This is a genomic window from Xanthomonas sp. BRIP62415, from assembly GCF_003993515.1.
Taxonomy (GTDB): domain Bacteria; phylum Pseudomonadota; class Gammaproteobacteria; order Xanthomonadales; family Xanthomonadaceae; genus Xanthomonas; species Xanthomonas euroxanthea.
The window spans coordinates 235,121-249,528 of record NZ_QEZH01000023.1 but is presented as its reverse complement, the minus strand read 5'-3'; the positions used below and the strand labels follow the sequence as shown (position 1 = coordinate 249,528).

At 63.2% G+C, this 14,408-nt stretch carries 12 protein-coding genes; all 12 read left to right on the top strand.

Features of this window, described 5'->3' with window-relative positions; genetic code table 11:
* Positions 1 to 366 precede the first annotated feature (366 nt).
* The 12 genes from EO141_RS08705 (at position 367) to EO141_RS08650 (ending at position 14,405) form a co-directional block, all read left to right on the top strand.
* Positions 367 to 1,065 (top strand): polysaccharide biosynthesis/export family protein, encoded by a 699-nt coding sequence (locus EO141_RS08705; RefSeq protein ID WP_164739129.1) that lies wholly within the window; start codon positions 367 to 369, stop codon positions 1,063 to 1,065.
* Positions 1,047 to 2,486: a GumC family protein gene (locus EO141_RS08700; protein ID WP_104582010.1), complete on the top strand. Its 1,440-nt coding sequence runs from the start codon at positions 1,047 to 1,049 to the stop codon at positions 2,484 to 2,486. Before EO141_RS08705 ends, EO141_RS08700 begins: the two co-directional genes overlap by 19 nt.
* A gap of 244 nt (positions 2,487 to 2,730) precedes the next feature.
* Positions 2,731 to 4,185: an undecaprenyl-phosphate glucose phosphotransferase gene (locus EO141_RS08695; RefSeq protein ID WP_104582011.1), complete on the top strand. Its 1,455-nt coding sequence runs from the start codon at positions 2,731 to 2,733 to the stop codon at positions 4,183 to 4,185.
* 94 nt (positions 4,186 to 4,279) lie between these two features.
* Entirely contained in the window at positions 4,280 to 5,566 is a 1,287-nt protein-coding gene (locus tag EO141_RS08690; RefSeq protein WP_164739166.1) for a polysaccharide biosynthesis protein GumE, read from the top strand.
* Entirely contained in the window at positions 5,563 to 6,654 is a 1,092-nt protein-coding gene (locus tag EO141_RS08685) for an acyltransferase family protein (RefSeq protein ID WP_127168984.1), read from the top strand. The genes EO141_RS08690 and EO141_RS08685 overlap by 4 nt, the downstream gene beginning before the upstream one ends.
* A 13-nt stretch (positions 6,655 to 6,667) precedes the next feature.
* Positions 6,668 to 7,756 (top strand): acyltransferase family protein, encoded by a 1,089-nt coding sequence (locus EO141_RS08680; protein ID WP_127168983.1) that lies wholly within the window; start codon positions 6,668 to 6,670, stop codon positions 7,754 to 7,756.
* 67 nt (positions 7,757 to 7,823) lie between these two features.
* Positions 7,824 to 8,966, top strand: a complete 1,143-nt coding sequence (locus tag EO141_RS08675; RefSeq protein ID WP_127168982.1) for a glycosyltransferase family 4 protein — start codon at positions 7,824 to 7,826, stop codon at positions 8,964 to 8,966.
* Positions 8,963 to 10,012, top strand: coding sequence for a glycosyltransferase (locus EO141_RS08670; protein ID WP_104582015.1), 1,050 nt, complete (start codon positions 8,963 to 8,965; stop codon positions 10,010 to 10,012). The genes EO141_RS08675 and EO141_RS08670 overlap by 4 nt, the downstream gene beginning before the upstream one ends.
* 17 nt (positions 10,013 to 10,029) lie before the next feature.
* Positions 10,030 to 11,514 carry a lipopolysaccharide biosynthesis protein gene (locus EO141_RS08665; RefSeq protein ID WP_164739128.1) on the top strand — a complete coding sequence of 495 codons (1,485 nt, stop codon included), beginning with the start codon at positions 10,030 to 10,032 and terminating at the stop codon, positions 11,512 to 11,514.
* Positions 11,515 to 11,578: 64 nt separating this feature from the next.
* Positions 11,579 to 12,778, top strand: coding sequence for a glycosyltransferase (locus EO141_RS08660; protein WP_104582016.1), 1,200 nt, complete (start codon positions 11,579 to 11,581; stop codon positions 12,776 to 12,778).
* Between the two features lie 36 nt (positions 12,779 to 12,814).
* Positions 12,815 to 13,609, top strand: a complete 795-nt coding sequence (locus tag EO141_RS08655; RefSeq protein ID WP_115677492.1) for a polysaccharide pyruvyl transferase family protein — start codon at positions 12,815 to 12,817, stop codon at positions 13,607 to 13,609.
* A gap of 4 nt (positions 13,610 to 13,613) precedes the next feature.
* The gene (locus EO141_RS08650) at positions 13,614 to 14,405 is read left to right on the top strand and encodes a WecB/TagA/CpsF family glycosyltransferase (protein ID WP_127168980.1); all 792 of its coding nucleotides are present in this window, start codon (positions 13,614 to 13,616) and stop codon (positions 14,403 to 14,405) included.
* Positions 14,406 to 14,408: the final 3 nt, after the last annotated feature.

The following is a 14,408-nucleotide window of genomic DNA, read 5'->3' as shown; positions in this document are numbered from 1 at the left end:
GAGCAGCATGAAAGCACTGGTCGCGTCCGTTTCATCGCGGTCCCGCTCGCATGGACCTGGGTCACGGAATGTGGCTAAGTGTCCGAAAATGCTCTGAATCAGTCGCGCTGGATTAGTACGTGGATCACGTTTTGTTAACGGTGTAACGACGAACTTGAATCAATAGGCCAACGCCGTCAAAAAAATGGCGAGCAGCGTCTTGCGATGCCTTGGTTCTATGCCATAGTGCACTGCAACACGTCACACCTGTCGTGATCCCGAGCGTCTTGGGATGAATTTCTCTGTCGTACGTTCTTGCTGGCGTGTTAGCCGGTCGAATGCTGCGCGAGGTCCTGTCCCACCCAACCGAGGCAGCCAGCCACACGCATGAAAAAACTGATCGGACGATTCTGCCAAGGCCTCAGCCTGGCGTTGATCTGCTCGATGGCACTGGGCGCATGCAGCACCGGTCCGAAGATGGCGGACTCCCTGCCGCTTCCGGATCCGCTCGCAATGTCGGCAGTGCAACCGGAGTATCGACTCGCCCCAGGCGACCTGTTGTTGTTCAAGGTGTTCCAGGTCGATGACCTGGAGCGGCAGGTCCGCATCGATCAGAACGGCCACATCTCGCTGCCGCTGATCGGCGACGTCAAGGCGGCCGGTCTGGGCGTCGGCGAGCTGGAAAAGCTAGTGGCAGACCGCTACGCCGCCGGATACCTGCAGCAGCCGCAGGTGTCGGTGTTCGTGCAGGAGTCCAATGGTCGCCGGGTGACGGTGACCGGTGCGGTCGACGAGCCGGGGATCTATCCGGTGATCGGCGCCAACCTGACCCTGCAGCAGGCCATTGCGCAGGCCAAGGGTGTCAGCACGGTGGCCAGCCGCGGCAACGTCATCGTGTTCCGCACCGTCAACGGGCAAAAGATGATCGCCAGATTCGATCTGACCCAGATCGAGAAGGGGGCCAACCCGGACCCTGAGATCTACGGCGGCGACATCGTTGTGGTGTATCGCTCGGACGCACGCGTCTGGCTGCGCACCATGCTGGAACTGACCCCCCTTGTGATGGTGTGGCGCGCTTACCGATGAGTATGAATTCAGACAATCGTTCCTCCCCGTCTCATCGTCATGGGCATCTTGAGCTGGCCGACGTTGGCTTGCTCGACTACTGGCGCGCGCTGGTGTCGCAGCGCTGGTTGATCATCCTGATCACCGTCGCGGCCGTGGCGCTGGCCTTTGGCGTCACCCTGCTGATGCCGGAAAAATACCGCGCCACCAGCACGCTGCAGATCGAGCGTGATTCGCTCAACGTGGTGAACGTCGACAACCTGATGCCGGTGGAGTCGCCGCAGGATCGCGATTTCTACCAGACCCAGTACCAGCTGCTGCAGAGCCGTTCGCTGGCCCGTGCGGTGATCCGCGAGGCCAGGCTCGACCAGGAGCCGGCGTTCAAGCAGCAGGTCGACGAGGCGCTGGAAAAGGCCGCTGCCAAGAATCCGGAAGCCGGCAAGTCGGTCGACTCGCGCCAAGCCATCATCGAGCGCAGCCTGACCGATACGCTGCTGGCCGGGCTGGTGGTCGAGCCGATCCTCAATTCGCGCCTGGTCTACGTCAATTACGATTCGCCGGACCCGGTATTGGCGGCCAAGATCGCCAACACCTACACCAAGGTCTTCATCGTCAGCACGCAGGAACGCCGCATCAAGGCGTCTTCGTTCGCGACCAAGTTCCTGGCCGAGCGTCTGGAGCAGTTGCGCGACAAGGTGGAGGACTCGGAAAAGAATCTGGTCACCTATTCCACCGACGAGCAGATCGTGTCGGTGGGCGATGACAAGCCATCGCTTCCTGCCCAGAACCTGAGCGACCTCAACGCGATGCTGGCATCGGCGCAGGACACCCGCATCAAGGCTGAGGCAGCCTGGCGTCAGGTCAGCAGCGGCGATGCGATGTCGCTGCCGCAGGTGCTGAGCAACCCGCTGATCCAGAGCCTGCGCGGCGAGCAGATCCGCCTGAACACCGAGTATCAGCAGAAGCTGTCGACCTTCAAACCGGACTATCCGGAAATGCAACGCCTGAAGGCGCAGATCGAAGAGTCGCGCCGCCAGATCAATGGCGAGGTCATCAATATCCGCCAGTCGCTCAAGGCGACCTACGACGCGTCGGTGCACCAGGAGCAATTGCTCAACCAGCGCATCGCCGGATTGCGGAACGATGAGCTGGACCTGCAGAGCCGCAGCATCCGCTACAACATGCTCAAGCGCGACGTCGATACCAACCGCCAGCTCTACGATGCGCTCCTGCAGCGCTACAAGGAGATCGGTGTGGCGAGCAACGTCGGCGCCAACAACGTGACCATCATCGACACCGCAGACGTGCCTACGTCTAAGACTTCGCCGAAACTCAAATTGAACCTCGCCTTGGGCTTCATCTTTGGCGTATTTCTGGGCGTGGCTGTGGCTCTGGTGCGCTACTTCCTGCGAGGCACGCCAGCGCAGGCGCGGTTGGACTGACATCGTGGTGTTGCACAACGATGGGTTAATTGAAGTGACAACTGATTCAGCGTGGAAAAGGTTGGATCCCGTATGTTTCGGACTCCTTCGTTTGAAAGTTTGTCTCTGTTGAAACAAAGGGCTGTCGTGCGATCTGGGGTCGGTAGGTATTACCGCGGTGATCGCTCGACGGAGATGATTGAAAGCTCGCGTGCGATTCGTATGTTCCCCCGCATGCACCGTATCGAGTTTGGAGGACATCCCCATGCTTTTGGCAGACTTGAGTAGCGCGACTTACACGACATCCTCGCCGCGATTGTTGTCCAAGTATTCGGCTGCAGCCGACCTGGTCCTGCGTGTCTTCGACCTCACCATGGTCGTGGCTTCCGGGCTGATCGCCTATCGCATCGTCTTCGGTTCCTGGGTGCCTGCGGCACCGTACCGGGTCGCCATCGCCACCACGCTGCTGTATTCGGTGATCTGCTTTGCGCTGTTCCCGCTGTATCGCAGCTGGCGCGGTCGCGGGCTGTTGAGCGAGCTGATGGTGCTGGGCGGCGCGTTCGGCGGTGTGTTCGCGCTGTTTGCGGTGCACGCACTGATCGTGCAGGTCGGCGAGCAGGTGTCGCGCGGCTGGATCGGCCTGTGGTTCGTCGGTGGCCTGGCCTCGCTGGTGGCGGCCCGCACGGTGCTGCGCGGCTTCCTCAATCATCTGCGCACCCAGGGTGTGGACGTGCAGCGGGTGGTGGTGGTGGGTCTGCGCCATCCGGTGATGAAGATCAACCACTACCTCAGCCGCAATCCCTGGGTCGGCATGAACCTGGTCGGCTATTTCCGCACGCCGTACGACATCGCGGTGACCGAGCAACGTCAGTCGCTGCCGTGCCTGGGCGATCCGGATGCGCTGATCGAGTATCTGCAGGACAACCAGGTCGAGCAGGTGTGGATCTCGCTGCCACTGGGCGAGCGTGACCACATCAAGCAGCTGCTGCAGCGCCTGGATCGGTATCCGATCAACGTGAAGCTGGTGCCGGATCTGTTCGACTTCGGCCTGTTGAACCAGTCCGGCGAGCAGATCGGCAATGTGCCGGTGATCAACCTGCGCCAGGGTGGTGTGGACCGCGACAACTACTTCGTGGTCGCCAAGGCACTGCAGGACAAGATCCTGGCCGTGATCGCGCTGATGGGCCTGTGGCCGCTGATGGCGGCGATTGCGGTCGGTGTGAAGATGAGTTCGCCGGGTCCGGTGTTCTTCCGCCAGCGTCGTCATGGCCTGGGCGGTCGCGAGTTCTACATGTTCAAGTTCCGCTCGATGCGTGTGCATGACGATCATGGCACCACCATCCAGCAGGCGACCAAGAACGACAGCCGCATCACCCGTTTCGGTGCGTTCCTGCGCCGGAGCAGCCTGGACGAGTTGCCGCAGATCTTCAACGTGCTCGGTGGCAGCATGTCGATCGTGGGTCCGCGTCCGCACGCGGCGCAACACAACACCCATTACGAAAAGCTGATCAATCACTACATGCAGCGCCATTACGTCAAGCCGGGCATCACCGGTTGGGCGCAGGTCAATGGATTCCGTGGCGAAACCCCGGAGCTGCGCACGATGAAAAAGCGCATCCAGTACGATCTGGACTACATCCGTCGCTGGTCGCTGTGGCTGGATATCCGCATCATCGTGCTGACCGCAGTACGTGTGCTCGGACAGAAGACCGCGTACTGATGATGGCGGGGAGTGTGCGACCTGGCGCGCCGAGCGCCGCGGGCGGCTGCATTGCAGCCGCCCCTTTCAAGCAGGCGTCTGCATGCTGATCCGAATGAGCGACGAGGCCCGCGTTCGCTGGCACAACCTGCTGATTGAACTGACGCTGCTGGTCGGCGTCGGTTACAACCTGGTGCTGGCGCTGATCAATGCGAATGTGTTCACCGTGCGTCCGGTGATCACCTACGCGGTCGAGTTCATGGTCTATGCCGCGTGTTTCCTGCTCGGCCTTGGCTCGATGAGCCGCAAGCGCATCGCCTTGATCATCAGCGGCCTGGGGCTGATCGTCACCTTGATGTTCGTGCGCTTCCTGGTGAACTGGCAGGTCGATCCGAAGTTCTTCCGCGACGCGCTGGTGGTGTTTGCGTTCGTGGTGCTTGGTTCGGCCTATACCGGGTCGGTGCCCAAGCTGTTCGTGCGCATGACCATCATCGTGTCGTTGGTTGCGGCGTTCGAGTTGGCCACGCCCAGTGTCTACGGCGATCTGGTCAACCCGAAGAGCTTCTTCGTCAACGCGCGCGGCATGAGTGCGGAGGGGTTCTGGAACGAAGACAGCAACCTGTTCGTCAGCGCCACGCGACCGGGCGAGCGCAACTTCCTGCCCGGTTCCAATCTTCCCCGCGCCTCCTCGATGTTCATCGAGCCGGTGACCATGGGCAATTACATCTGCTTCTTTACCGCGATCGTGCTGGTGTTCTGGCGCTGGATGCGGCCGGCGATGCTGCTCCTGTCGGTCGGCCTGATCGGCTTCATGATCGTGGCCTCCGATGGGCGGCTTGCGGCGGGCACCTGCGTGCTGATGGTGCTGCTGTCGCCGCTGCTGAAACGCCTGGATCAACGCCTGGCCTTCCTGATTTTCCTGGTCGTGATCATGACCGCATGGTTGCTGGTGTGGATCACCGGGATCACTGCCTATCAGGACAACACGATGGGCCGGGTCTTCTTCACCGTCAATTCGATGAATAACCTGTCCTTCAACTCATGGATGGGCCTGGATTTTGCGCAGGCGTACCGCTACTTCGACAGCGGCATCGCCTACTTCATCGCATCCCAGTCGATCGTCGGCGTGCTCGCGTTCCTGCTGTCGTATTCGTTTCTGTTGTTGATGCCGAGCAAGGAAGGGCAGCTGTTCAAGAACCTGGCGATCTTTGCGTTCGCGCTGAGCTTGCTGGTGTCCAATGGTTACTTCTCGATCAAGACCTCGGCATTGTGGTGGTTCGTGTGCGGCTGCCTGTGGCACATGCGGCCGACCTGGTCTGCTGCAAGCATTGCGCAGCAGACCAGCCAGGATCCGTCCGACGATGAGGCACGATTGCCACTGCCCGCGGGAGGCGCACGATGAGTGTGGCGGCAACGCACGCACCGCAGCCGGTTGCACCGGTGGCCGGCTTGCACGTTGCCAACGGCGGGCGCAGCCGCGACCCGCGCATTGATGCCACCAAGGCCCTGGCGATTCTGCTGGTGGTGTTCTGCCACGCCAAGGGCGTGCCGCATGCGATGACGCTGTTTGCCTACAGCTTTCATGTGCCGCTGTTCTTCATGGTGTCCGGCTGGCTGGCGTCCGGCTATGCGTCGCGGACCACCGGATTGGCGCAGACGATCAGCAAGCAGGCGCGCGGCCTGCTGCTGCCGTATGTGACGTTCTATCTGCTCGGTTACGCCTACTGGTTGCTGACGCGCAATATCGGCGAGAAGGCGGCGCGGTGGGGCAGTCATCCGTGGTGGGAGCCGATCGTGGAGATGTTCACCGGTATTGGCCCCGATCTGTACGTGCAGCCTCCGCTGTGGTTCCTGCCGGTGATGCTGGTGACGGTGCTCAGCTATTTCGTGCTGCGCCGCTGGATGCCGCCGGTGCTGATCGCGGTGGCGTCGCTGCCCCTGGCCTGGTGCTGGATGGGCTGGTTTCCGGGCCAGCAGCTGCGACTTTTCTTCGGCCTGGACGTACTACCGGTGTCGCTGTGCTTCTACGCGCTGGGCGCCTTGCTGGTCCACATTTCCGCACGTCTGCCGACCTCCTTGCCGGTGAGCGCGCTGGTGACGCTGCTGCTGGCCTTGCCGGTGGCCTGGCTGGCCGATCGCAATGGCCGGATCGACGTCAACATGCTGGAATTCGGCCGCAGCCACGCGGGGTTCATGCTCGGTGCGGTGCTCGGCTCATTGATGGTGATCTGCGCGGCACGGCTGGTGCAGGGCTGGGCCTGGATACAGTGGATCGGCCGCAATACCTTGCTGATCCTGTGCACCCACATGCTGGTGTTCTTCGTGCTTTCCGGTGTCGCAGCGTTGGCCGGCGGATTCGGTGCCTCGCGCCCCGGGCTGGGCTGGGCAGTGTTCGTGACGGTGTTTGCGTTGCTTGCGAGCGTGCCGCTGCGTTGGGTGCTGATGCGTTTTGCGCCGTGGACCCTGGGTGCCCGCCCGGTGGCGGCATGACTGGCGCTGCGGCATGACCACCGCACCGTATTCCAGTCCGGCCGGGCACGGCGACCTGGCGGCCAAGGCTGCGCCAGCGCCTGCATTGACCCGCGATTGGCAGATCGATGCAGCAAAGGCACTGGCCATCGTGCTGGTGGTATTGGGACATGCCAACGGCATGCCGGCCGCCTACAAACTGTTTGCCTACAGTTTTCATGTCCCGCTGTTTTTCGTGCTGTCCGGCTGGGTCGGCGAGCGCTTCGGCCACCGCGCGATGACGGTGGCGACGATCAGGAAATTGGCGCGCACGTTGCTGGTTCCCTACCTTGCGTTTTTCCTGGTGGCCTACGCCTGCTGGTTGCTGATGGGAGTGACCAGCCGCGCGCCGCATCCATCGCATGTCCTGCCGTGGTGGGATCCGTTCGTCGGTCTGTTCTGGGCCAACGGCACGCGCCTGTACGTGCTGCCGGCGTTGTGGTTCCTGCCGGCCTTGTTCGTCACCACGCTGGCCTACATCGCCTTGCGCACGCGCCTGACGACGGCCGCCCTGGCTGCGACCAGTGTGCTGCTCGCATTGGCATGGGCGGGCTGGTTTCCGTCATTGCATCTGCGGCTCCCGTTCGCGCTGGATGTAGTGCCCGTTGCGCTGTTCTTCATCGCCGTGGGCGGATGGCTGTCGCGCCATGCCGATGCACTGCGCGCGCTTGGGGCCGCGGTCTGGGCATTGGCCCTGCCGGTGCTGGCGGCAGCGTGGTGGTGGCTGGCTGGATGGAACGGGCAGGTGGACGTGAACAATCTGCAGTTCGGGCATTCCGCTGCGGTGTTCCTGCTGGTCAGCCTGCTGGGTACTGCAATGACCTTGTGTGTGGCCTACTTCGTTCGGCAGTGGCGGTGGCTGCAGTGGATCGGCGGCAATACCCTGCTGATCCTGTGCACGCACACATTGGTGTTTCTGGTGCTCACCAGCGTGGTGGCACGAACGGGCGTGATCGCATCTGGCACGATCGGCACCCCGGCCTGGGCAATGGGCCTGAGTGCGTTCGCTATCGTTGCCAGCGTGCCGATGCGCGCGGTGCTGGTGCGCATTGCGCCTTGGATGTTGGGATTGAAACGTAAATGACGAGCTTCCAGAATGATTGGCCGAACATGCAGATGTCTCTGCGTCGCTGGCACAGGAGATTGGCGTAATGAAAGTGGTGCATGTCGTCCGCCAATTCCACCCTTCGATCGGAGGCATGGAAGAAGTCGTTCTCAATGTGGCCCGTCAGCATCAGGCCACCAGCGCCGATACGGTGGAGATCGTGACCCTGGATCGGGTGTTTACCGATCCGGGTGCGCAGCTTGCGGCGCAGGAGACGCATCAGGGCTTGCCGATCCGGCGCATCGGGTATCGCGGTTCCTCGCGTTATCCGTTGGCGCCGTCGGTGCTGGGCGCGATCCGCTCGGCCGACCTGGTCCACCTGCATGGCATCGATTTTTTCTACGACTATCTGGCACTGACCAAGCCGCTGCATGGCAAGCCGATGGTGGTGTCCACGCACGGCGGCTTTTTCCATACCGCATATGCCTCGCGGATGAAGCAGCTATGGTTTCAGACGCTCACCCGCACCTCGGCACTGGCATATGCGCGGGTGATCGCCACCAGCGAGAATGACGGCGAGCTCTTCGCCAAGGTGGTGTCGCCGGCACGTCTGCGGGTGATCGAAAACGGCGTGGACGTGGAGAAATACGCAGGGCAGGGCGCAGCAACGCCGGGGCGGACCATGATGTATTTCGGCCGCTGGTCGGTGAACAAGGGCCTGATCGAAACCCTGGAGCTGCTGCAGGCGGCGCTGCAGCGCGATCCGCAGTGGCGGTTGATCATCGCCGGGCGCGAATACGATCTGAACGAGGCCGACCTGCGCAAGGCGATTGCCGAGCGGGGCCTGCAGGACAAGGTGCAGCTCAGCATGTCGCCCTCGCAGGAGCAGCTGCGCAGCCTGATGCAGCAGGCGCAGTTCTTCGTCTGCCTGTCGCGCCACGAAGGCTTCGGCATCGCCGCGGTCGAGGCGATGAGTGCAGGCCTGATTCCCATCCTCAGCGACATCCCGCCGTTCGTGCGCCTTGCCAGCGAATCGGGGCAGGGCGTGATCGTCAACCGCGACAGGATCGATGCGGCCGCAGACCAGGTGCAGGCGCTTGCGCTGCAGGCGGACGTGGATTTCGACGTGCGTCGCGCAGCGTCCATGGCCTACGTGGGCCGCTACGACTGGAAGCATGTGGTCGGGCGCTACGTCGATGAATACCACACCGCGTTGGGCACCCCTCGTCCGCAGGAGGCAGTGCGATGAGCGCGCCTGCATCGGCAGCGACTGCGCGGGCGGCCGCGCAGCCACAGGTCACCGTGCTGTTCTCTACCGAAAAGCCCAATGCCAGCACCAACCCGTATCTGACCCAGCTGTACGCGTCGCTGCCCGATGCAGTGCAGCCGCGCTTCTTTTCGATGCGCGATGCGCTGTTGTCGCGCTACGACGTGCTGCATCTGCATTGGCCCGAATACCTGCTGCGCCATCCCAGTTCTGTCGGCACCCTGGCCAAGCAGATGTGTGCGGCGCTGTTGCTGCTCAAGCTGCAGCTGACCGGCACGCCGGTAGTGCGCACCCTGCACAACCTGGCGCCGCACGAGGATCGGGGCTGGCGCGAACGCGGCCTGTTGCGCTGGATCGATCGGCTGACGCGTCGCTGGATCCGTATCAACGCAACCACGCCGCCGCGACCGCCGTTCACCGACACCATCCTGCACGGCCATTATCGCGAGTGGTTTGCACAGATGCCGCAGGGCACGCCGGTGCCGGGGCGGCTGCTGCACTTCGGCCTGATTCGCCCGTACAAGGGGGTGGAGACGCTGCTGGAGGTGATGCGTCAGGTCGATGATCCGCGCCTGAAGCTGCGTATCGTCGGCAACCCGGCCACGCCGCAGATGCGCAGCCTGGTGGAGGAGGCCTGCGCGCAGGATCCGCGCATCAGCGCCTTGCTGGCGTATGTCGAAGAGCCGGTGCTGGCACGCGAGGTCAGCGAGGCCGAGCTGGTGGTGCTGCCGTACCGGCAGATGCACAACTCCGGCACCTTGTTGCTGGCGCTGTCGCTGGCACGCCCGGTGCTGGCGCCGTGGAGCGAATCCAATGCGGCGATCGCCGAAGAAGTCGGCCCGGGCTGGGTATTTCTTTACGAGGGCGAATTTGATGCGGCATTGCTGACCGGCATGCTGGACAAGGTACGCGCCGCGCCACGCGGTGCGGCGCCGGATCTATCGCAACGCGACTGGCCACGGATCGGGCAGCTGCACTACCGCACCTACCTGGAAGCGCTCGGCAAGGATGGAGACGCCGCGCTGTGACTGCAGAGATCCCGACGATGAATTCCCCCACGCCGCCGCCACAGCGCAGCCTCGGTTCGCGCGCTGCCGGTGGCGCAGCGGTGACCATGATCGGCCAGTCGGCCAAGATGGTCGTGCAGTTCGGCGGCATCATCCTGCTGGCGCGTCTGCTGACGCCTTACGACTACGGCCTGATGGCGATGGTCACCGCTATCGTCGGTGCGGCCGAGATCCTGCGCGATTTCGGCCTGTCTGCCGCTGCCGTGCAGGCCAAGCATGTCAGCCGCGAGCAACGCGACAACCTGTTCTGGATCAACAGCGGCATTGGCTTGTCGCTGTCGGTGGTGGTGTACGCCTCCGCCCATGTGATTGCCAACTTCTACAAAGAACCGGCGCTGGTGACGATTTCCCAGGCGCTGGCGGTGACCTTCCTGATCAATGGCATGACCACGCAGTACCGCGCGCATTTGAGCCGCGGATTGCGGTTTGGCCAGGTTGCGCTCAGCGATGTGGGGTCGCAGGTGCTGGGCCTGGGTGCGGCCGTCGCTGCTGCCTTGCTGGGGTGGGGATACTGGGCGCTGGTGGTGCAGCAGGTGGTGCAGGCGGTGGTCAATCTGGTCATCGCCGCCAGCTGCGCGCGCTGGTTGCCGGGCGGCTATCAGCGCTCGGCGCCGATGCGTGACTTCATGAGCTTCGGCTGGAACCTGATGGCCGCGCAGCTGCTGGGCTATGCCAGCCGCAACGTCGGCCAGGTCATCATCGGTTGGCGTACCGGCCCGGACGCACTGGGCCTGTACAACCGCGCGTTCCAGTTGCTGATGATGCCGCTGAACCAGATCAACGCGCCTGCCACCAGCGTGGCGTTGCCGGTGCTGTCGCAGCTGCAGGACGACCGCGAACGCTTCAGCGCCTTCCTGCTGCGCGGGCAGACGGTGATGGTGCATCTGATCGTGGCGCTGTTCGCCTTCGCCTGTGCGCTGGCCATGCCGCTGATCGTGCTGGTGCTCGGTGAGCAGTGGCGTGAGGCCGTGCCCCTGTTTCAGGTGCTGACGCTGGGCGGTATCTTCCAGACGGCGTCCTATGCAACCTACTGGGTGTTCCTTGCCAGGGGCCTGATGCGCGCGCAGTTGCTGTTCTCGCTGGTGAGCCGCATCGTGCTGATCGGCTGCATCTTCGTCGGCTCGCGCTGGGGCGCGATGGGCGTGGCAATCGGCTATTCGTTCGGTCTGCTGGTGACCTGGCCGTTGTCGCTGGTCTGGGTCGGCAAGATCTCCGACGCGCCGGTGGGCGCGCTGTTCACCAACGCGGTGCGCGCGATGACTGCGTATGGCGTGGCGGGGGGATGCGCGTATTACGCCTCCATCACCGTCGGTGGCCCGCTATGGCAGCAACTGGCCGTCGGTGCGGCCACGATGGCGGCGGTCTGCCTGCTGGCGTTGGCGATCTGGCCGGCATTCCGTCGCGACGTGGTTGCCATCCTCAATATCCGCAAGTTGCTGAAGCAGGCCAAGGCACGCCAATGAGATCGACGTTGCCTTCGCCTGCGTTCGTGCATGCTTTCCCCCACTCATTCATAGGACACGGCCCATGAGCGATACACCCGCCGCCGCTTCCGGCATTCGCCGGCCTTGCTATCTGGTCTTGTCCGCCCACGATTACCGCACGCCACGGCGCGCCAATATCCATTTCATCACCGATCAGCTCGCGCTACGCGGCACCACGCGGTTTTTCTCGCTGCGCTATAGCCGGCTGTCGCGCATGAAGGGCGATATGCGGCTGCCGCTGGATGACACCGCAAATACCGTGGTCTCGCACAAGGGCGTGGAATGCTATCTATGGCGCACGACGGTGCATCCGTTCAACACGCGCCGCGCCTGGCTGCGCGCTGTCGAGGATGCGATGTTCCGGTGGTATGCCGCGCACCCGCCGCGCCAGTTGCTGGACTGGATGCGCGAGGCGGACGTGATCGTGTTCGAAAGCGGTATCGCGGTGGCCTTCATCGAGCTGGCCAAGCGCGTCAATCCGGCAGCCAAGCTGGTCTATCGCGCCTCCGATGGCCTGAGCACGATCAACGTCGCGTCCTATATCGAACGCGAGTTCGACCGGGTTGCACCGACGCTGGATGTGATCGCACTGGTGTCGCCGGCAATGGCGGAGGAAGTGGCAAGCCGCGACAACGTGTACCACGTCGGTCACGGGGTGGACCACAACCTGGATCAGCTGGGCGACCCGTCGCCGTATGGCGAAGGCATCCATGCAGTCGCGGTGGGCTCGATGTTGTTCGATCCGGAGTTCTTCGTGGTGGCCAGCAAGGCGTTCCCGCAGGTCACGTTCCATGTGATCGGCTCGGGCATGGGCCGGCACCCCGGCTACGGCGACAACGTGGTGGTCTATGGCGAGATGAAGCACGCCGAGACCATCGGCTACATCAAGCACGCCCGTTTCGGGATCGCACCTTACGCGTCCGAACAGGTGCCGGTGTATCTGGCCGATAGTTCGATGAAGCTGTTGCAATACGATTTCTTCGGCCTGCCTGCGGTGTGTCCGAATGCCGTCGTAGGGCCGTATCAATCGCGTTTCGGCTACACTCCCGGCAATGCTGAGTCGGTCATTGCGGCCATCAGTCTCGCGCTGGAAGCACCGCGCGTGCGTTACCGCCAATGCCTGAATTGGTCCGACACCACCGACCGCGTACTCAATCCCGGTGCGTACCCGGAAACCCGTTTGTACCCGCAGCCAGATGGCGCAGCTGTGCGTGCTTCTTCCGAGGCCGCGCTCTCGCACTGATGCGGCGCACCCAACTTTAGAAGGAGACTGCTCGTTATGGCCAATGCTTTGCTGCAGAAATGGATCGAACATGCGGAACGCCGTGCCTTGTTCTGGTGGCAGCCGAAGAATGCCGGCGTCAACATGGGCGATCATCTGTCCAAGGTGATTGTGTCCTGTGTGCTCTCCCTGCAGGACAAGACGCTGATCGAGAAGCGCGATCTCAGCAAGAAACTGATCGCCATCGGTTCGGTGCTGCATTTTGCCAAGGACGGCGACACCGTCTGGGGCAGCGGCATCAACGGCAAGATTCCCGCCGAGCGCAATACTTTCAGCACGCTGGATGTGCGCGCAGTGCGTGGGCCGAAGACGCGGCAGTTCCTGCTCGACCGCGGGATCGCGGTGCCGGAGGTGTATGGCGATCCCGGTCTGCTGACGCCGATGTTCTTCCCCGCCGATGCGCTGGGAACGGCGAACAAGCGCCCCTTCGCCATCGTTCCGCATTTCAACGAGCCGGTCGAGAAGTACAGCGCGTACGCCGATCATCTGGTGTTTCCCAACGTCAAGCCCGCGACGTTTATGACTGCGCTGCTGGGTGCCGAGCTGGTGATCAGCAGTTCGCTGCACGGGTTGATTCTTGCCGAGGCCTACGGGATTCCGGCGGTGTACCTGGACTGGGGCAACGGCGAGGATCGTTTCAAGTACGACGACTACTACAACGGCACCGGACGCATGCAGTGGCACTCCGGCAACAGCGTGGAAGAATGTCTGCAGCTCGGTGGCAACGGCGACTTCGACCTGGAAAAACTGCAGGCCGGGCTGCTGGCCGCGTTTCCTTACGACCTTTGGTGATTCGATGATGCAGGGCCGGCACGTGGATACGGAGACGACAGCAACCGCCAGCGCCGCCACGCAAGGCGTGGTGATTCCGCTTGGCGGGTTTCCGGTGCTCTCCACCACGCAGGAAGCGTTTGCACTGGAGTTGTTTCACGCATTGGCCGCCCGGCAACCACGCTGGGTGTTTTTTGCCAACACCAATTTCATCGTGCAGTGCCAGGCACTGCGGCTGCGCATGCGCGAGCCCAGCGTGCGCATCGTCAATGACGGCATCGGCATGGATCTGGCGGCCCGCCTGATCCATGGCCGCCGCTTTGCCGGCAACCTCAATGGCACCGACCTGATTCCGTATCTGTGCCGCGAAGCGGCGCAGCCGCTCAAGTTCTTCCTGCTCGGCGGTCGCCCGGGCGTGGGCAAGACCGCTGCCGCAACCTTGACCGGCACCCTGGGCCAGCAGGTGGTGGGCATGTGCGACGGCTACGGCGAATTTGCCGCCGCCGGCGAGGGCCTGGCCGAGCGCATCAATCGTTCGGGCGCCGATGTGCTGCTGGTGGCCTTCGGCAACCCGCTGCAGGAGCGCTGGATCCTGGATCATGGCCAGGCCTTGAACGTGCCGCTGGTCTTCGGTGTCGGTGCGTTGCTGGATTTCCTGTCCGGCGCCGCCAAACGTGCGCCGGATTGGGTGCGGCGCCTGCATATGGAATGGATGTACCGGCTGCTCAACGAGCCGCGTCGTCTGCTCAAACGCTACAGCTGGGACCTGTTGGTGTTCTTCCGCACCTGCCTGCGTGCGGGCAAGCATCTGCCGTGATGC